We start from the raw sequence: 16,803 nt of genomic DNA on the forward strand, positions 1-16,803 counted from the left end.
TTTCCGGCTTACCTTGCGTCCGACGCGCCGTTAGTGGGCGCATGACACTCTGACGCAAGGGCATGATGCGAAAGGCGATATTTCTGGCCGCGGGGGCAGCCACGCTATCGCTGGCCGCCTGCAATCAGCACCAGTCCACGTTGTCGCCATTTGGCGAACAGGCGGATCAGGTCCGCTCCATCGCGATCGTGCTCGTCGTCGGATCGGTCATCCTCGCCGCTGGCCTGGCGCTCCTCATGCGGCACGCGATGCGCGCGCCCGAGGGGCGGCTCACGCACAAGGGGGGGATGAAGCTGGTGCTGTGGCTCGGCGGGATCGGCCCGTCGATCCTGCTGCTCGGGCTGCTGGTCTATGCGCTGCCGGCGATGCGGCCGATCCCGGTGGCAAACGCCGATCTGCGCATCGGTGTCGATGGCGAGCAGTTCTGGTGGCGTGTGCGCTATGCCCCGCCCGGTGGATCGGTCGTCGAGGCCGCAAACGAGCTGCGCCTGCCCGTCGGCCGCACCGTCGAGCTGTCGCTGCGCAGTCCCGACGTGATCCACAGCTTCTGGGTGCCCGGCCTCGCGGGCAAGATGGACATGATCCCCGGCCGCACCAACCGCCTCGTCGTCCGTGCGACCAAGGCGGGGACGTACCGCGGCGTCTGTGCCGAGTTCTGCGGGCTGGGTCACGCGCTGATGGCGTTCGACGTCGTCGCGATGGAGCCCGCCGCGTTCGAGCGCTGGCTCGCCGTGCAGGCGCGTCCCGCGACGCCGACCGCATCGCCCGGCGCACGGCTATTCGCCAGCTATGGGTGCAGCGGCTGTCACAGCGTCCGCGGAATCGGCCCGGTCGCCAGGATCGGCCCCGACCTGACCCACTTCGGATCGCGCCCGACGCTCGCCGCCGGCATCCTGCCGATGACGCACACCAACATCGCCGACTTCGTCCGTGACCCCGGCAAGACCAAGCCCGGCGTGCGCATGCCCGCCTTCCCGCAGATGTCGGCCGCCGAAGCCGACCAGATCGCCAGCTATCTCCAGGGGCTCAAATGAACACCGAGAGCGCCCAGTACGTCGCCCCCGACCAGAACGATCCCGCGGTGCGAAAGGGCCAGGAGGATCGCCTGCGCGAGGTCTGGAAGCCGCCCTCGGGCTGGTTCTTCCGCTGGACCGACGTCAACAACAACCGGATCGGCGTGTGGTACACGCTGACCGCGTTCGGCTTCATGCTGTTCGCGGGCGTGCTCGCGCTCATCATGCGCACGCAGCTGGCGGTGCCGAACAACGATCTGGTCACCGCGAACACGTTCAACCAGCTGTTCACGCTACACGGCTCGATGATGATGTTCCTGTTCGCGGTGCCGATGTTCGAGGCGGTCTCGATCATCCTGCTGCCGCAGCTGCTCGGCGCGCGCGACCTGCCGTTCCCGCGGCTGTCGGGCTTCGGCTATTGGAGCTTCCTGATCGGCGGCGTGTTCGTGTCGGGGTCGATCTTCTTCGATGCCGCGCCCGATGGCGGCTGGTTCATGTATCCGCCGCTGACGACGCGGACCGATCTGAGCGGGCTCGGCGCCGACATCTGGATGCTGGGGCTGAGCTTCATCGAGGTGTCGTCGGTCGCAGCCGCGGTCGAGCTGATCGTCGGCGTGCTCAAATGCCGCCCGCCCGGCATGCGGCTCAACCTCATGCCGCTCTACGCCTGGTATATCCTGGTCGTCGCGGTGATGATCCTGTTCGCATTTCCGCCGCTGATCGCGGGCGACGTGCTGTTCGAGATGGAGCGGCTGCTAAACTGGCCGTTCTTCAACGCGGAAAAGGGCGGCGACCCGCTGCTGTGGCAGCACCTGTTCTGGATCTTCGGTCACCCCGAAGTCTATATCGTCTTCCTGCCGTCGATCGCGCTGTTCGCGATGCTGATCCCGACCTTCGCGCAGCGGCACCTGCTCGGCTATCCGTGGATCGTGCTCGCCGCGGTCGGCACTGCGTTCCTGAGCTTCGGGCTGTGGGTCCACCACATGTTCACGACGGGTCTGCCGAAGATCAGCCTCGCCTTCTTCGCGGCCGCTTCCGAAGCGGTTGCGATCCCGACCGGCGTGCAGATCTTCGTGTTCATCGCGACTCTCTGGGCGGGCAACGTCAAAAAATCGACGCCCCTGCTCTACGCATCGGGCAGCCTCGCAGTATTCGTGATCGGTGGCCTCACCGGCGTGATGGTTGCGGTCGCGCCGTTCGACTGGCAGGCGCACGACACCTATTTCATCGTCGCGCATCTCCATTACGTGCTGATCGGCGGCACGCTGCTGCCGTTGTTCGCCGGGCTCTATTATTACTGGCCGCTGGTCACCGGCAAGAAGCTCAGCGACAGGCTCGGGCGGATCGCGTTCTGGATCATGTTCGTGGGCATGAATCTGACCTTCTTCCCGATGCACCTGTCCGGGCTGCTCGGCATGCCGCGCCGCGTGTTCACCTATCCCGAGGAACTGGGGATCGGCGGGCTCAACCTCGCCTCGACCGCGGGGTCGTACCTGTTCGCGCTCGGCGTGCTGATCGTCTGCATCGATCTCGCGCTGTCGCCGCGCCGCCCGAAGGCGCCGCGCAATCCTTGGAACGCAGGGACTCTCGAATGGCTCGCGCTGCCCGACGACGAGGACTGGGGCATCCGCTCGGTCCCGCTGATCGAGAGCCGCTATCCGATCTGGGACCAGAAGAACTTCGTCCAGAAGGTCGACGAGGGCCGCTTCTTCCTGCCCGACGCGGAGGAGATGCGGCGCGAGTCGATCATCACCACCGTGCTCGACGCACGACCGTTGCAGGTGATCCGCCTCGGCACGCCGAGCGTGAAGCCGATGATGACCGCGGTCGCGCTGGCGGGCGTGTTCATCCTGACGACCTATCACCTATACCTGCTGTCCGCGCTCAGCGGCGTCGCGACGCTAGCTTGCGTGCTGTGGTGGCTGTGGACCGGGACCGCCGAGATCCCCGAAAAGCCGACCAAGCATATCGGCCACGGCATCGAGGTGCCGCTCTACACCTCGGGGCCATCGGCGCCGGGCTGGTGGGCGATGTTCATCACGATGATGGCGGATGCGACCGCGTTTTCGGGGCTCGTCTTCGGCTATTTCTTCTTCTGGACGATCCACACCAATTTCCCGCCCACGGGCGCGGGGCTGGACGGACCGGGCGTGTGCTGGCCGATGGTCGCGCTCGCGGCGACTTTGGTCGGCTGGGCCGCCACCGTCGGCGCGCGCGAGGTGCATCGCCGTGGCAACGTCGACGCGGGCCGCGCGCTGCTGGTCGTCGGGATCGTCGCGACGCTGTCGAGCCTGTTCGCGGGGCTCGCCGGGCCTTGGGTGTCGGGAATGGATCCCGAGCTGCACGTCTATCCCGCGATCGTGTGGACGCTGGCGATCTGGACCGCGGTACACGCCGCGATCGGCGTGATCATGCAGGCCTATACGCTCGCGCGCAGCCTCGCGGGCAAGATGACGCCGGTCTATGACGCAGACCTGCGCAACATCACCGTCTACCACCACTTCCTCGCTTTGACGGGCATCGTGACGTTCTGCACGATCGGCCTGTTCCCGGGGGTCGCATGACAACGCCGAAGGACAACCGGAAGCACTGGGCGCGCGACCTGAAGGTCACGCTGTGGACGCTGATCATCCCGCCGACGATCTGGGCCGTCCATTTCCTGTTCTGCTATCTGTGGGTGGCGGTGACGTGCGCGAAATCGCCGACGCCGGGCGCGGCGCTGGATGGGTTCCCGCTGGCGACGCTGATCGCGACGGTCGTCGCGCTGCTGGGAATCGTCGCGGCGGGATATATCGCGCGCGTCCAGTCGCAGACGCCGGGCGACCCTGCACCGCATGACGAAGGGACCGCGATCGACCGGCTGCGATTCCTCGCGCTCTCGACCCGGCTGCTCGCCGCGCTGAGCTTCGTGGCGGTGATCTTCACCGCGCTGCCCGTCATCATCTTCGGCGATTGCCGATGAGACGCGCGAGCCTGGTGCTCGGCGCGGTGCTGGTCCCGCTCGGCTGGGCGTTTGCCGCGGCGCCGCTCGGCATGGTCGGGCACATGACCGGCCACATGATCGCCGTCGCCGTTGCCGCGCCGTTCCTCGCTTACGGCATTGCCGGCAGCCGCTTCGATCCGGCCGAGCGATGGCCGGCGGTGGTGACGCCGCTTGCGATGTCGCTCGTCGAACTCGTCGTGGTGTGGCTCTGGCATCTGCCCGCGCTGCGGCTGCGCGTCGACATGCAGCCGCTGGCACTGCTGATCGAGCAAGCGAGCTTCCTCGGCGCGGGCCTGCTGCTGTGGAGCGCGGTGCTCGGCACTCGGAACGGCGGTGCGACCGACCGGCGCGCGTCGGGCGTCGCGGCGATGCTGCTGACTTCGATGCACATGACTCTGCTCGGCGCGCTGATCGGCCTCGCCCCCAGGCCGCTCTACGCGATGATGGCGATGCACCCTGCTGCGCATGGTCTCGATCCGCTCGAGGACCAGCAGCTCGGCGGCGTCGTCATGCTGATGGTCGGCGCGGCGAGCTATTTTCTCGGCGGGCTCGCGATGCTCGGCGGTTTGTTGAAGACACGGAGCGCGACGGCATGACGATCCGCATCACCTGGGCGCGCGCGATCGCCGCCATCGTCGCGCTGGCGATCGCCGGCCTGTTGTTCGCCTGGTCGGGCGTGTTCAACATTGCCGCGTCGTCGGGGCATTGGAGGATCACCGACTGGTTCCTCCACTGGACGATGCGCAACTCGGTGCGGACGCACGCCGCGTTCACCGCGCCCGAAGATCCCAAGGCGCGCGAGGGCCTCGTCAGCGCCGCGGGCCTGTTCCGGGCAAGCTGCGCCTCGTGCCACGGCGCACCCGGCGTGCGCCCGCTCCCGGTGATGCAGGCGGCGACGCCCCCCGCCCCCGACCTCGCGGTCAACGCGCGCGAGTGGACCGACAAGCAGATCTTCTGGATCCTCAAGCACGGCGTCAAATATACCGGGATGCCCGGCTGGGCGGCGAAAGACCGCGACGACGAGGTCCGCCGCATGGTCGCCTTCGTCCGCCTCTTGCCTGAGATGTCGCCTGCGACCTATCGCGCCCTGACCGAAGTTCCCGGCAGCGGTACCGCCGGTCCCGATGCGGCGCGCATCGCCACCTGTGCTGGCTGTCACGGTGCGGACGGTCGTGGCCGCGGACAGCCCGACATGCCCGTGCTCGGTGGCCAGAGCCCCGCCTATCTTCGCGCGGCGCTCGAGGCCTATGCGACCGGCAAGCGGCAGAGCGCGGTGATGGCGAACGCCGCCGCCACGCTGACGCCGGCCGAGATGACGCGGCTCGCGGATCACTTCGCGGCAATGCCCGGTATCGGCGCGACCACGCCCAGCGGTCACGCCGACGCCGCCCGGATCGACCGCGAAGGCTTGCCAAAGGTCCAGCTCCCGGCCTGCGCAAGCTGCCACGCGCCCGGCAAGCCCTATCCCGTGCTAGCAGGTCAGCGCGCCAGCTATATCGCGCAACGCCTGCGGAACTGGCGCGGCGACGAGACGGTGGTCGATGCGCGCAAGTCGCAGTCGACGATGCCGGTCATCGCGCGGCGCATCCCCGAAGACATGATCGACCCGCTCGCACGGTATCTCGCGGGCCAGCGATAAGCCGGCTCAGGCAATCGCGAGCGACGGCTTTCGCCCCAGTGCCGCGGCAAGTGCGGCGTGCCGTCGCTCGACCGCCTCGCCATAGAGGCCGCGATCGTCGGGAAGCAGCGTCAGTGTCAGCGCGGTACCGTCATCGGTCAGTCTCGACCGTTTAAGAGGCCCGGCCAGCCCGCCGCTCATCCGCTGCCCCAGACGCATCGCAAGCCCCCACGCCGTGGCGCTCTTGATTGCAGCAGGGCTGGCCAGTCGACCGATGGGATCGGCTGCGGTGAGGTCGCCGCCGAGGCTGGCATAGAGCGCCTGCGCGAGCATCCCGCGTCCTGGCGCGTCGATTGCGACCCAGTTGCCGTGCAGGGCGATTTCGACGCCGCGCTCTGCGCGAAACTCGGGGTTGGCGCGCCAGCCGACATCGGCGAGCAGGCAGGCGGTGTGACGCAATCTTGCCGTCGCCGGTGGCTCGTTCACGAACAACGGCGCGATCCATCGGTCGAGCAGATCGCCGTGCTCGGGGAAGCGGCCGAGCAAACGCCCCTCTTCACGCGCCGCGACGATCAGCGGATCGAGCGCGCGCGTTGCCGTGTTCAACTGCTCGTAAAGCAGACCCTCGCGGAGGCCGTATGACGACACCACCGTCGTCCGGCTGCCCAGCTGACGCATGAGAACGCCGAGCAGCGCGGCGGCATCGGCAAGCGTCGCGGTGCGCCCGCTTGACAGCCCGGGTATCGCCTTCAGCCGCGGCTTAGAAAGTTGCGGGATCGTCCGGCTCAGTCGCGTGATCGTGGCAGCCGTCATCGAATATTGATGGATGATCGGCAGCGGATAGTCCGACAGCTCCATGTCGAGCCGGGCCAGCGCCCGCCAGGAGCCACCGACGAGAAACAGCGGAAGGCCCTGCCCCCGTTGATCCCAGCCTGCTTCCCGAACAAGTCGCGCAACATAGCGTTCGAGCACCTTCCCCCGCTTTGCGCGCATATCCCCGATGCGAAGAACGCCGAGCGGAAAGGAGACGCGGTCCTCGATCTTGCCGCTGCGAATCCGAACGAGTTCGAGGCTCCCGCCGCCGAGATCGCCGACGATCCCATCCGCCTCGGGGATCGCCGAAAGCACCCCGTAACCGGCTGCGCTGGCTTCCTGTTCGCCGGACAGCGTTTCCACCGTCAGGCCAAGATGCTCGGCTGCGGCGATGAGGTCGGAACCGTTCCTGGCATCACGCACCGCCGCCGTTGCCACGGTCCGCACGGCGGTGCATTCCATTTCGCGTGCAATCGCGGCAAACCGCGCCAACGCGATCCGGGCGGTCTTCAACGCCGACTTTTCGATCGCGCCCGTCGCCGCGAGTCCACGCCCGAGGCCCGCCAGCACCTTCTCGTTGAACCGGATCGCGGGAAGACGCGCCGGACCTTGGTAGACGACGAGCCGGATCGAGTTCGACCCGATATCGATGATCCCGGTCCGCGGGTGATCGTCGGTCTCGACCCGGGGCTTGCCTGTGCCGAAGAGAATGTTGGTGACGCTCATCGTTTTCGTCGCAGCGACAAGGTGGGCACGGCATTGCTGGTCGCAAGCGAGGCGCCGCGACCCGAGAGCGATGGGTTCGTCATGAAATACCGATGCAGGTTAAATGGCCGGTCACCCGGATCGACGCGCGTATAGTCGCCATCCGGCCCGAGCTCCCAGCTCTGTTCGTTGTCGATCAGGTTGGCGACCATCACCTGATCGAGAATCTGGTCATGTACCGTGGGGTTGAGAATGGGCAACATGTACTCGACACGACGGTCGAAGTTGCGTGGCATCCAGTCCGCCGAGGATATGAACAGCTTGGCGCCGTCGTTCGGAAGCGCCTTGCCGTTGCCGAACGCCCAGATCCGGCTGTGCTCGAGGAAGCGGCCGATGACGGACTTGACGCGGATCGTCTCGGACAGGCCCGGCACGCCCGGACGCAGGCAGCAGATGCCGCGGATGATCAGGTCGATTTCGACGCCCGCCCCGCTCGCCTCGTACAGCTTTTCGATGACGGCGGGATCGACGAGCGAGTTCATCTTCGCCCAGACCCCGGCGGCCCTGCCCGCGCGCGCGTTGGCGATCTCGACGTCGATCAGGTTCACGAGATTCTGCCGCAGGTCGCGCGGCGAGAGGCTGACGCGCTGCATGTCGATCGGTTCGACATAGCCCGTGATGTAGTTGAACATTTGCGCCGCATCGCGACCCACCGCGGCATCGGCGGTGAAGAAGCTCAAATCGGTATAGATCTTGGCGGTGACGGGGTGATAATTCCCCGTGCCGAAGTGGCAATAGGTGCGAAACGCCTGTCCCTCGCGGCGTACGACCAGCGAGACCTTGGCATGCGTCTTCCAGTCGATGAAGCCATACACGACCTGGACCCCGGCGCGCTCGAGCGCCGACGCCCAGACCATGTTCTGTTCTTCATCGAACCGGGCCTTGAGCTCGACGACCGCGGTCACCGACTTCCCGGCCTCAGCCGCCGTGATCAGCGCATTGATAACCGCGGGCTGCTTTCCCGCGCGGTAGAGCGTCTGCTTGATCGCGACGACGTCGGGGTCGTTGGCAGCCTGCTTGAGGAAAGCGAGCACCACCTCGAACGTCTCGTACGGGTGGTGGACGACGATGTCCTTCGACTTGATCGCGGCGAAGCAATCGCCGCCGAACTCGCGGATCCGCTCGGGAAAGCGGGGCGTGAACGGCGGGAATTTGAGATCGGGGCGGTCCTCGTCGACGAGTCCATCGAGGTCGACGATACCGAGAAGGTTACCGCTTTCGGTGATGATCGCATCGGCGCCGCCAAGCTCGTCCTTGAGCACCGCGGCAAGGACATCGGGGATCCCCGTTTCGAGCTCAAGCCGGATCACCCGCCCGCGCCTGCGCCGCTTGATCGCGTTGGCAAAGTAGCGGACGAGATCCTCGGCCTCTTCCTCGATCTCGATATCGCTGTCGCGCAGCACGCGAAAGCTTGCCGCCGCGAGCACGTCATAGCCCGGAAACAGCACGGGCGCGAACCGCTTCAGCAGCGTCTCGATCGCGACGTACCGCGCCGGCTCGCCCGGGAGCCGGACGAACCGCGTCATCGTGTGCGGCAGCATCACCAGCTCACGCACCGGTTCGTTGTCCGAACGCCGGACCAGATCGAAGATGACCGAAAGGCCACGGTTCGGGATGAAGGGAAACGGGTGCGCGGGATCGAGCGCCTGCGGGGTCAAAATCGGGAAGATCTGTTCGCGAAAATGCGTTTCGAGCCAGTCATCGGCTTCACCCTCGACCGCCTCGCGGCGAAGGACGAACAGACCGGCATCGTCGAGCAGGACCCGAAGGTCGCCCCAGACCGCCTGCTGGCTTTCCATCAGCGCATCGGCCTCACGGACGATCGCGCTGAGTTGCTGGCCCGCCGTCAGGCCATCGGCGGACCGACGATCGACGTCCTGCGTCTGCTGGCCCTTCAGTCCGGCGACGCGAACCATGAAGAACTCGTCGAGATTGGATCCCGAGATCGACAGGAAGCGAAGCCGCTCGAGCAGCGGATGCGCGGGATTGCACGCCTCTTCCAGAACACGCCGGTTGAACGCCAGCCATGACAGCTCGCGATTGAAATAGCGGTCGTTCGGCTCTGCGCCGATGGGATCGTCGTCGTCTTCCGATTGGCGGACGATATGCGCTGGACGGTTCATCGGTCCTCTTTGGCTCGGGTGCTGACGGTCAGGGCGGCGTGAAGATCGGAAGATCCAACGCCAATTGTGGCCGGACGATCAGACCCGCCTCGGTTAGAGTGGTTCTTGCAAGGGGAATGGACAGACGCCGGCGACGTTCCATGGCCTCCTGGTCCAGCGCATCTACGGTTCGCGTTACGGCAATATGACTACGCTCAATTCGCGTGGCGAGCCAGTCGACCAGATCGGGACGCGCATCGAGGCTGCGTCGCTCGAAGAGATGGGCAAGCAGCAGCCGCATCAGTTCGTCGTCGGGCGCGCCGATCGCGGCGATCGGGCTGGCCGAAAGACGCGAACGCAGGTCGGGCAGCTTGACCTTCCACTCGGGCGGCGCGGCATCGGCGACGATCAGCAGGGGCCGATGCTCTTCCTGGGCGCGGTTCCACGCATGAAAAAGCTGCGCCTCGGGTAGCCGTTCGGCGTCATCAATGATCGCGCCCCCGGTCTTTGCGGCAAAGATGCGTGCCAGCAGACTGCGGCCCGACTTGCGCGGCCCCGTCAGGATCGCGGTCATCACGGGCCACGTCGCGGTGTGTTCGAGCGTCTGGACGGCACGGGCGTTCGAAGGCGTTACGAGAAAGGCGTCGTCACGGGGGTCCGCCGGCCATCCCAATGGCAGCGCAATCTGGGTCATTCCGGCTATGCTCACCCTGTCGTCGCATTGTCCGCCGGAAGGTCCGGCGGGAGAAGTTGAGTCACCCGGCGTATCCGGATCGTCTGCCCCGAGCCGAACACCTGATATCCGCGCGCCTCGAGCGCGGCCTTCAGCGCTGCGGGATCTCCGTCGAAGGTCACGCGCATCAGCGAGACGCCGCCAAGCGCCAGGCTGGTCGTCGCCGCCGACCTGACGCCGGGCACTGCCCGCATCGCGCTCTCGGTCGCGGCGATGGCAGCGGCCGAGGGCGTGTCGAACTGGATCGTCACGGGCAGCCCCGCGCCCGTCGCCAGCTGGCTGAGATTGGCCTCGGCGACGCTGTCGATGCCCACTGCTTCATCGAGCGCCACCTCGGGCGGCGGCGGCGGCGACAGCGTCGCATCGGGGCGCAGCGTCCCGTTGCGCCGCGCCTGCTGATACAGGTCGTCGAGTCGCTTTACCCCGGCGTCGAGCAGTTGCGGCAAGCCATCAGGGCTGCCGACGCGCAGGGTGAAGCGGCCGATCATCTGATTGTCGGGACCGTGACGCGCCTCGAACGCGCCGATGACCGGTCCACCTGGCCACTGACGGTACAGCCGGACGACCGGGATCAGGACGTCATTCGCGCCATATTGATCGAGAATTGTCCGCCACCAGCCGCGTCCGGGGCGTTGCGACTGACCCAGATTGAGCAACAGCGCGTCCGGACCGGTGCCCGAAGGACGGACATAGTCGATGCTGCTGTTACCGGTGCGATAGCGCGCCCAGGCCTGTTGCCATTCGGTGCGCTGCTCGAAGCCCTGCGCGACGCCGCCCGACCATTGGAGCGGTACGACGAGCATCGGTGGCGAGCGATCCGCATAGGCCGAGATCCCGAGGATCGACCCCGCGCGGGTGCGATCGAACAAGACACCGAGCTTGGCGACATAACGCTGCGGACCGATCTGCTCGTTCTCGACGACGATCCCCGACACCAGCGAATCGAGCGTACCGTCGGACACCAGCCCCCCGCCCCCGCCAAGCCGGTTGGACAACTGGACCCAGGCCTTGCGTTGCGCGAGGCGCCAACCGCCATAGCGCGCGGCGTCGGCGGATTTGCCGGACACGTCGACGACGACTCCGCTGACCTCGTAGGCGCTACCGCTGTCGACTGGCGGCGCGCCCCGGCCGCCACCCTCGATCTGGGCAAGCACGGCGCCGCCGCCAAGCAACAAGGCGGTGCCGGCGAGGGCGGTGGGCAGGGCACGGATACGCATCACATCGGCCTTTTGGCGAAGCAGGCGTGGAAATCCAAGCGCGATATGGCTAGGCGCATCGAACATGACCGACACGCCAGAGCCAACCGCCGCCCCGAACCAGCCCCAGACCGGTTCGTACACCTATGCCCAAGCCGGTGTTTCGATCGCTGCGGGCAATGCCCTGGTGCGGGCGATCGCTCCCCTGGCCCGCGCGACGCGGCGGCCCGGCGCTGACGCCGACCTTGGCGGGTTCGGCGGTATGTTCGATCTGAAGGCGGCAGGGTTCACCGATCCGTTGCTGGTGGCGGCGAACGACGGCGTGGGTACCAAGCTCAAGCTTGCGATCGACTGGAACCGGCATGAAGGCGTCGGGATCGATCTCGTCGCGATGTGCGTCAACGACCTCATCGTCCAGGGCGCCGAACCGCTGTTCTTCCTCGATTATTATGCCAGCGGCGCGCTCGATGCGGCCGTAGCGGAACGCGTCGTCGCCTCGATCGCGGAGGGGTGCAAGATGGCGGGCTGCGCGCTGATCGGTGGCGAGACGGCGGAAATGCCGGGCATGTACGCCGATGGCGATTACGATCTCGCAGGTTTCTGCGTCGGCGCAGTCGAGCGCAGCCACGTCCTGACGGGCCGCGAGATCGCGCCGGGCGACGTCATGCTCGGCTTGGGCTCGTCCGGGGTCCATTCGAACGGGTTCTCGCTCGTTCGCCGGCTTGCCGCCGATCGCGGCTGGAAGCTCGATCGGCCTGCGCTGTTCGATCAGGATCGGCTGCTGATCGATCACCTGATGGCGCCGACGCGCATCTATGTGGCAAGCCTGCTGCCGTTGCTGCGGGACCGTCGCATCAAGGGCCTTGCACACATTACGGGCGGTGGGCTTCTCGAGAATATCCCGCGTGTCCTGCCGGGCGGCGTTCACGCGGTGGTCGACGCCGATGCGTGGGAGCAGTCACGGTTGATGGCGTTCCTCCAGGCGCAGGGCGCGATCGAACCCGAGGAGATGGCGCGCACCTTCAACTGCGGGATCGGCATGGTCGTCATCGTGAGCAGCGACGAGGCCGAGGCCGTTACCGCCGCCCTTACCGCATCGGACGAAACGGTCCACACGATCGGGCGGATCGAGGCCGGGACGCATGGCTGCACCGTCCGGGGATCGGTGGGTACCTGGAGCGCGCGCGCCGACTGGACGGCGACGCATGGCTGACAGGACGCGCGTTGGCGTCCTGATCTCGGGGCGCGGCTCGAACATGATGGCGCTGGCGACCGCCGCGCTCGAGCCGGATTGCCCCTACGAGATCGTGCTGGTGGCATCGGACAAGCCCGACGCGGCGGGGCTCGACTGGGCGCGGTCACACGATTTGCCGACGTTTGCGCTGTCGCCACGCGGGCTGGGCAAGCCGGCCTATGAAGCGGCGATCGACTCGGCCCTGCGCGACGCTGGCGTCGAGGTGGTCGCGCTCGCAGGATATATGCGGCTGTTGTCCGACACGTTCGTCGCCGCATGGCGGGACCGGATCGTCAATATTCATCCCTCGCTCCTGCCGAAGTACAAAGGCCTCGATACGCACGCACGGGCGATCGCGGCCAACGACACGGTTGGCGGGTGCTCGGTTCATCTGGTCACAGAGGAACTCGACGGGGGCGCGGTGCTGGGCCAGGTCGAGGTCCCGATCCGTCCCGGTGACGACGCCGATAGTCTCGCGAACCGCGTATTGGCGGCCGAGCATGCGCTGTATCCAAAGACGCTGGCCGCGTTCGTGACACGATGAGCGGCCCCACGCCCACCGAACGAGCCGAAGCGTCAGCGGTCCGGCGGCGCTGGATCACATTGGCCGAGCTCCTTGCCATCGCCGGCGTTCTGATCGCGGCGCTGACGCTCTGGAGCAACTGGTCGGATCGCTCAGCGGAGAAGGCCGAAAGGGCGAACGCCAGCGCGAGCGAACGACAGGCCGCGCGGCGGTTCGAAATCCGTGCGGTAGCGGCGGAAAATGGCGACTCGCTGCTGTTGTTGCGCGACGACAAACACGAAATCCAGAATGCGACCGTCACCTTTCCATCCGCGCTTCAGGTCGCGCGCAAGGAGGCACTCACCGACCAGATCCAGCGCAGCTGGTTCGAAAAGCCCTTGCTCAAGGCGACCGACGGTGGCGCGGACGAGCAGGCGGGGCGATTGCCGGTGTTGATCACGGTCTCGTACACCGATGGTGACGCCGTACGCACCGCGAGTGGCATCCATGACATCATCTGGGAGACGAAACCCGGCGGGTTCCTGGCGGGCCGGTCCCTCAAGCTGCAAGGCCTGCGCTCGCGGCAACGGGGCGGCGACCAAACGAAGCTGGATGCGATCTGGGCGCGGGAAAAACCGAAATCATAGTGGTGAGGTTGGCCAGCGACGGCAGGATGCAATCGCGCCGTTCAGAGCCGGAGCGCGTATACGGGATCCTCGTAGAGTGTATCGCCTACCGCAAAGGACCGTGACCCCACGACCTCGAAGCCGGCACGCTCGTAAAAGCGTCTGGCGCGCACGTTCTTCGCCCACACACCCAGCAACATCCGCGTGTGGCCACGTGCCCTCGCGTCGTCGCACGCCTGTCGCAAAAGGCCTTGTCCGACCCCGCCGCCGTGAAACTGTTTGAGCGTGTATATCCGACGCAGCTCGATATCCGCTGCGTCCGTGTCGATCGGGAAGTCCGGGCTGGTAAGCACCGTGTAGCCGATCGGGGCATGGCCTGGTTCATACTCGGCCAGGGTCACCACCGTCTGCGGATCCGATAGCCAGGTCTCGAAGACGGCGTGGCTGTTGTTGCGCGCGCAGTGACCGATGATGTCGGCCCCGTTCAGCACGCTTGCATAGGCATCGAGAAACGCGGCGGATGCGACGAGCGACAAGGCGGGTGAATCACCCAGTGTCGCGCGTCGCAGCCGCCAGGTCATCAGCCGACGATTTCTTCTGGCTTGAAGAAATAGGCGATCTCGATCTCGGCATTCTCGTCCGAGTCCGAACCGTGAACCGAGTTTGCCTCGATCGATTCGGCGAGCTCCTTGCGGATCGTGCCGGCATCGGCATTCGCAGGATTGGTCGCACCCATAATGTCGCGATTACGCTGCATCGCGTTCTCACCCTCGAGAACCTGAACCACGACCGGGCCGGAAATCATGAAGTCGACGAGCTCACCAAAGAACGGGCGCTCTTTGTGCACGGCGTAGAAGCCTTCGGCCTGCTCGCGCGTCATCTGGATGCGCTTCGAAGCAACGACGCGGAGGCCGGCTTCCTCAAGCATCTTCGTGACGGCGCCCGTCAGATTGCGGCGGGTTGCATCGGGCTTGATGATCGAAAAGGTACGGTTCGCGGCCATGCTGGTCACGGGCTCCTGTGTTGACGGAAATGGGATGCGCGGCGCTTAGTCGCAGAGCGGCCCTAAAGCAACGTCTATGCCGCGCGCATGCCCGGGCGATCCGATCAGGCGGCCTGCTCCCAACGCCCCGAATCATTCTGTTTCCAATAGCGTCGTTCCACGCCAGCGCGGCCCGCAAGCGCTTTCCACGCCAGCCGTGCCTCACGAATCGCGTCTTCGTCGAAGATGTGAAACGCGCGGTCGAAGTCGAGTGCCGTATCGCGCCATTTGCCATCGACGATCGCGACGTTGCCGGCGGCATTTGCCGCGGTAACGTCGGGCGCGATCAGTATGGGCTGTGCCGCGTCGTTACCGCCGCCCTGTTGCGCATGCGGCAGGAAGCTCTCGGGCGCGTAGGACCACAGCAGCCGATCGAGCGCGAGGCGCTGAGCCTCCGACTCCGCGACGACGACGAGCCTTCCCCCGCTAGCGACGACGCGCTCCGCGATCCGGGGAAGGACGCGGTCGAGGGGGATGCTGAGGTGGTAAAAGTCGACCTGCACGTTGCGTCCCCCTGCCCGACCCTTCCGTCATCCCGACCTTTTCAGGATGACGATGGGCACATGCGCTTTAGCCTCAGCCCTCGAAATTGTCCGCGACGAACCGGTCGAGCAGCCGCACGCCATATCCCGTCGCGCCCTTGTCGTGGTTCGTCCCCGGCTTGTCGGACCAGACCATGCCGGCAATGTCGAGATGCGCCCACTTGACGCCCTCGTCGACGAAACGCAGGATAAACTGTGCCGCGGTGATCGACCCTGCGCCGCGAGGACCGACATTCTTCATGTCAGCGATCGGCGAGTCGATCATCTTGTCATAGGCCGGCGACAGCGGAAAACGCCACAATGTCTCGCCGGTCGCCTTCCCCGCCGCGAGGAGCTTGTCCGCGAGCGCATCGTCATTGGCGAAGATGCCGCCATTCTCCGTCCCGAGCGCGACGATCATCGCACCCGTCAGCGTCGCGAGGTCGACGATCATCGTCGGCTTGAACGTCTTCTGCACCCATGTGACGCAATCGCACAGCACGAGCCGGCCTTCGGCGTCGGTGTTGAGCACTTCGATCGTCTGACCCGACATCGAGGTTATGACGTCGCTGGGCCGCAAGGCCGCGCCGTCGGGCATGTTCTCGACCAGCCCCATGACGCCGACGACGTTCACCTTGGCCTTGCGCGCGGCGAGCGCCTTCATCGCGCCGGCGACCGCACCGGCACCGCCCATATCCCACTTCATGTCTTCCATGCCCGCGCCGGGCTTGATCGAGATGCCGCCCGAGTCGAACGTCACGCCCTTGCCGACGAACGCCAGCGTCGGTGCATCCGCGCCTGCACCATTCCACTTCAATGCGAGGATACGGGCTTCCCGACGCGAACCCTGGCTCACGCCCAGCAAGGCGCCCATGCCAAGATCCGCCATCTGCGCTTCGTCGAGCACGGTGATCTCGACGCCCAGACCTTCGACCGCCTCCGTGACCTTCGCGACGAAGCTCTCCGGATACAGGATGTTCGGGGGCGAGGTGACGAGCCAGCGGGTCAGATCGAGCCCGTCGGTGACGGCGTCGTGACGCGCCCACGCGGCTTCGCCGCCGTCACCCGAACCAACGATCGTCAGCGTCGTCAGTGTCGGCTTCGCGGTCTCGGCAAGCTTGGTACGATAGGTATCATAGCGCCATGCGCGCTGTTCGGCAGCAGCGGCGAACCGCGCGACGAGATCGGCCGAAGGTGCCGATGGCAGAGCCTGCACCATCACCGTGACCGCCGTGGCGCCCGACGTCAGCAGGCGCGCGACGACGGCGCCGCCAGCCTTCTCCCAGTCGTTCTCGCTTCCCGCACCCGTCCCGACCAGCAAGACCTGCCGAACGACATCGTCGACGGGGACGAAGAGTTCGACGATCGAACCCGCATCGCCCGAAAAGCGTGCCGCGGTGGTGGCCTGGTCCGCGACAGCCTGCGCGTGGTCACCGAACGCACCCCAGACGATATGGGGCACGCCGTCCTTGCCGACGGGAAGTGCGAGAATGGCGGCATCAGCGGCAGCGGCGGGAGCGAAATGGATCTGCATCAGGGGACCTCGAACCACGGGATAAATAGGCGATGACAGCCTCCTAGGCTCATGACGCGGGTCTGGCAAAGCACGACGATTGCAGCAAAGGCCCGGTGGTGCGATAGGCGGCCTTCGACGG

General features: G+C 66.4%; 16 protein-coding genes. 8 read left to right on the top strand and 8 right to left on the bottom strand.

Going from position 1 to position 16,803, the window contains the following annotated elements; genetic code table 11:
- Nucleotides 1–65: 65 nt before the first annotated feature.
- From AC0CH3_RS07460 to AC0CH3_RS07480, 5 genes are read left to right on the top strand one after another with little or no spacing between them, the layout of a single operon-like run.
- Complete coding sequence (locus AC0CH3_RS07460; RefSeq protein WP_354299963.1) at nucleotides 66–1,034, top strand: cytochrome c oxidase subunit II; 969 nt, start codon at nucleotides 66–68, stop codon at nucleotides 1,032–1,034.
- On the top strand, nucleotides 1,031–3,577 hold the full coding sequence (gene ctaD / locus AC0CH3_RS07465; protein ID WP_354299964.1) for a cytochrome c oxidase subunit I: 2,547 nt from the start codon (nucleotides 1,031–1,033) through the stop codon (nucleotides 3,575–3,577). Before AC0CH3_RS07460 ends, ctaD begins: the two co-directional genes overlap by 4 nt.
- Complete coding sequence (locus AC0CH3_RS07470; RefSeq protein ID WP_354299966.1) at nucleotides 3,574–3,975, top strand: hypothetical protein; 402 nt, start codon at nucleotides 3,574–3,576, stop codon at nucleotides 3,973–3,975. Before ctaD ends, AC0CH3_RS07470 begins: the two co-directional genes overlap by 4 nt.
- Nucleotides 3,972–4,592 (top strand): cytochrome c oxidase assembly protein, encoded by a 621-nt coding sequence (locus AC0CH3_RS07475; RefSeq protein WP_354299967.1) that lies wholly within the window; start codon nucleotides 3,972–3,974, stop codon nucleotides 4,590–4,592. The genes AC0CH3_RS07470 and AC0CH3_RS07475 overlap by 4 nt, the downstream gene beginning before the upstream one ends.
- Complete coding sequence (locus AC0CH3_RS07480) at nucleotides 4,589–5,635, top strand: c-type cytochrome (RefSeq protein ID WP_354299968.1); 1,047 nt, start codon at nucleotides 4,589–4,591, stop codon at nucleotides 5,633–5,635. The genes AC0CH3_RS07475 and AC0CH3_RS07480 overlap by 4 nt, the downstream gene beginning before the upstream one ends.
- 6 nt (nucleotides 5,636–5,641) lie before the next feature.
- On the opposite strand, the gene AC0CH3_RS07485 is transcribed toward AC0CH3_RS07480, so the two are convergent.
- The 4 genes from AC0CH3_RS07485 to AC0CH3_RS07500 are packed head-to-tail and all read right to left on the bottom strand — an operon-like array spanning nucleotide 5,642 to nucleotide 11,244.
- Entirely contained in the window at nucleotides 5,642–7,153 is a 1,512-nt protein-coding gene (locus AC0CH3_RS07485; RefSeq protein ID WP_465237736.1) for a Ppx/GppA phosphatase family protein, read from the bottom strand.
- Nucleotides 7,150–9,315: an RNA degradosome polyphosphate kinase gene (locus AC0CH3_RS07490; protein WP_056023287.1), complete on the bottom strand. Its 2,166-nt coding sequence runs from the start codon at nucleotides 9,313–9,315 to the stop codon at nucleotides 7,150–7,152. Before AC0CH3_RS07490 ends, AC0CH3_RS07485 begins: the two co-directional genes overlap by 4 nt.
- Nucleotides 9,316–9,343: 28 nt before the next feature.
- Entirely contained in the window at nucleotides 9,344–9,988 is a 645-nt protein-coding gene (locus AC0CH3_RS07495) for an HdaA/DnaA family protein (protein WP_333993538.1), read from the bottom strand.
- 11 nt (nucleotides 9,989–9,999) lie between these two features.
- On the bottom strand, nucleotides 10,000–11,244 hold the full coding sequence (locus tag AC0CH3_RS07500) for a heavy-metal-associated domain-containing protein (protein WP_354299971.1): 1,245 nt from the start codon (nucleotides 11,242–11,244) through the stop codon (nucleotides 10,000–10,002).
- A 64-nt stretch (nucleotides 11,245–11,308) separates the two neighbouring features.
- Here AC0CH3_RS07500 and purM point away from each other — a divergent pair, with 64 nt between their 5' ends.
- Genes purM through AC0CH3_RS07515 form a run of 3 tightly spaced genes read left to right on the top strand, consistent with a single transcriptional unit; the run spans nucleotide 11,309 to nucleotide 13,606 of the window.
- Nucleotides 11,309–12,436 carry a phosphoribosylformylglycinamidine cyclo-ligase gene (gene purM / locus AC0CH3_RS07505; protein ID WP_354299972.1) on the top strand — a complete coding sequence of 376 codons (1,128 nt, stop codon included), beginning with the start codon at nucleotides 11,309–11,311 and terminating at the stop codon, nucleotides 12,434–12,436.
- Nucleotides 12,429–13,001, top strand: a complete 573-nt coding sequence (purN, locus tag AC0CH3_RS07510) for a phosphoribosylglycinamide formyltransferase (RefSeq protein WP_354299974.1) — start codon at nucleotides 12,429–12,431, stop codon at nucleotides 12,999–13,001. The genes purM and purN overlap by 8 nt, the downstream gene beginning before the upstream one ends.
- Nucleotides 12,998–13,606: a hypothetical protein gene (locus tag AC0CH3_RS07515; protein WP_465237737.1), complete on the top strand. Its 609-nt coding sequence runs from the start codon at nucleotides 12,998–13,000 to the stop codon at nucleotides 13,604–13,606. The genes purN and AC0CH3_RS07515 overlap by 4 nt, the downstream gene beginning before the upstream one ends.
- A gap of 41 nt (nucleotides 13,607–13,647) precedes the next feature.
- Here the strand turns inward: AC0CH3_RS07515 and AC0CH3_RS07520 are convergent, their stop codons facing one another.
- The 4 genes from AC0CH3_RS07520 to AC0CH3_RS07535 form a co-directional block, all read right to left on the bottom strand.
- Nucleotides 13,648–14,166: a GNAT family N-acetyltransferase gene (locus AC0CH3_RS07520; protein ID WP_354299978.1), complete on the bottom strand. Its 519-nt coding sequence runs from the start codon at nucleotides 14,164–14,166 to the stop codon at nucleotides 13,648–13,650.
- Nucleotides 14,166–14,588 (bottom strand): nucleoside-diphosphate kinase, encoded by a 423-nt coding sequence (ndk, locus tag AC0CH3_RS07525; RefSeq protein WP_056023302.1) that lies wholly within the window; start codon nucleotides 14,586–14,588, stop codon nucleotides 14,166–14,168. Before ndk ends, AC0CH3_RS07520 begins: the two co-directional genes overlap by 1 nt.
- 104 nt (nucleotides 14,589–14,692) lie before the next feature.
- The gene (locus AC0CH3_RS07530; protein ID WP_354299979.1) at nucleotides 14,693–15,130 is read right to left on the bottom strand and encodes a DNA polymerase III subunit chi; all 438 of its coding nucleotides are present in this window, start codon (nucleotides 15,128–15,130) and stop codon (nucleotides 14,693–14,695) included.
- A gap of 73 nt (nucleotides 15,131–15,203) precedes the next feature.
- Entirely contained in the window at nucleotides 15,204–16,682 is a 1,479-nt protein-coding gene (locus tag AC0CH3_RS07535) for a leucyl aminopeptidase (RefSeq protein ID WP_465237738.1), read from the bottom strand.
- Nucleotides 16,683–16,803 lie beyond the last annotated feature (121 nt).

Source organism: Sphingomonas sp. AC449 (genome assembly GCF_979253475.1).

What these genes read in the sequence shown, in the direction of transcription:
- AC0CH3_RS07460 (WP_354299963.1), top strand. Translation starts at nt 66, where the DNA reads ATGCGAAAGGCGATATTTCTGGCCGCGGGGGCAGCCACGCTATCGCTG.
- ctaD (WP_354299964.1), top strand. Translation starts at nt 1,031, where the DNA reads ATGAACACCGAGAGCGCCCAGTACGTCGCCCCCGACCAGAACGATCCC.
- AC0CH3_RS07470 (WP_354299966.1), top strand. Translation starts at nt 3,574, where the DNA reads ATGACAACGCCGAAGGACAACCGGAAGCACTGGGCGCGCGACCTGAAG.
- AC0CH3_RS07475 (WP_354299967.1), top strand. Translation starts at nt 3,972, where the DNA reads ATGAGACGCGCGAGCCTGGTGCTCGGCGCGGTGCTGGTCCCGCTCGGC.
- AC0CH3_RS07480 (WP_354299968.1), top strand. Translation starts at nt 4,589, where the DNA reads ATGACGATCCGCATCACCTGGGCGCGCGCGATCGCCGCCATCGTCGCG.
- AC0CH3_RS07485 (WP_465237736.1), bottom strand. Translation starts at nt 7,153, where the DNA reads ATGAGCGTCACCAACATTCTCTTCGGCACAGGCAAGCCCCGGGTCGAG.
- AC0CH3_RS07490 (WP_056023287.1), bottom strand. Translation starts at nt 9,315, where the DNA reads ATGAACCGTCCAGCGCATATCGTCCGCCAATCGGAAGACGACGACGAT.
- AC0CH3_RS07495 (WP_333993538.1), bottom strand. Translation starts at nt 9,988, where the DNA reads ATGACCCAGATTGCGCTGCCATTGGGATGGCCGGCGGACCCCCGTGAC.
- AC0CH3_RS07500 (WP_354299971.1), bottom strand. Translation starts at nt 11,244, where the DNA reads ATGCGTATCCGTGCCCTGCCCACCGCCCTCGCCGGCACCGCCTTGTTG.
- purM (WP_354299972.1), top strand. Translation starts at nt 11,309, where the DNA reads ATGACCGACACGCCAGAGCCAACCGCCGCCCCGAACCAGCCCCAGACC.
- purN (WP_354299974.1), top strand. Translation starts at nt 12,429, where the DNA reads ATGGCTGACAGGACGCGCGTTGGCGTCCTGATCTCGGGGCGCGGCTCG.
- AC0CH3_RS07515 (WP_465237737.1), top strand. Translation starts at nt 12,998, where the DNA reads ATGAGCGGCCCCACGCCCACCGAACGAGCCGAAGCGTCAGCGGTCCGG.
- AC0CH3_RS07520 (WP_354299978.1), bottom strand. Translation starts at nt 14,166, where the DNA reads ATGACCTGGCGGCTGCGACGCGCGACACTGGGTGATTCACCCGCCTTG.
- ndk (WP_056023302.1), bottom strand. Translation starts at nt 14,588, where the DNA reads ATGGCCGCGAACCGTACCTTTTCGATCATCAAGCCCGATGCAACCCGC.
- AC0CH3_RS07535 (WP_465237738.1), bottom strand. Translation starts at nt 16,682, where the DNA reads ATGCAGATCCATTTCGCTCCCGCCGCTGCCGCTGATGCCGCCATTCTC.